Origin of the sequence: Herbiconiux daphne (assembly GCF_024979295.1) — a bacterium.
Classification (GTDB): domain Bacteria; phylum Actinomycetota; class Actinomycetes; order Actinomycetales; family Microbacteriaceae; genus Herbiconiux; species Herbiconiux daphnes.
This window is the reverse complement of record NZ_JANLCJ010000661.1, coordinates 1-563: the sequence shown is the minus strand read 5'-3', so window position 1 is coordinate 563 and position 563 is coordinate 1. Positions and strand designations below refer to the sequence as shown.

The following is a 563-nucleotide window of genomic DNA, read 5'->3' as shown; positions in this document are numbered from 1 at the left end:
TGTAGCTGGTATGAAAGATATCCTACAGCTTTCTGAACTAGAAGCTGACCGTGTAATCTCTGATTACCAAGGTTTTGATTGGGATAAACTTGCTGCCGAAGATCCACAAGCTTACGTTGAAAATAAACGATTCCTTGAACGATATCAAGCTCGTAAACAAGAACTCATCAATGCTCAGCAACGTTTAGTAGCTGAAGCCAAAGCCAAAGAAGATGAAGCGTTCCGTGCTAAGAGTATTGAATGTGTCCAGATTCTTAAACAAGCCATCCCTAATTGGAATGACGCACTGTATGAACAACTTCTGCAATATGCAATCGACAGTGGTGCTAATGAAGATGAGATGTTAAAAGAGAATCGTCCAGAGTTCTTCAAAGTGCTTTATAAAGCCTATCAGTTTGATACTGGTAAAGCTAAAGTTATGGCAAAAATCAAGCGTCCAGGTGCTCCTAAGAAAGTAGTACGTCCTGGAAGCAAGCCAGTCGTCGAAGGCGACAAACGCGAGTTAGCTGCGCAACGCTACGCAAAAGGTCATATGAGTCAGGAAGAAGCAAGTCGGAGGCCAA

At 42.6% G+C, this 563-nt stretch carries 1 protein-coding gene; it reads left to right on the top strand.

Annotated elements, in window-relative coordinates:
* On the top strand, positions 1-563 hold a 563-nt coding region (locus N1032_RS27010; protein WP_259543775.1), incomplete at both ends, for a hypothetical protein.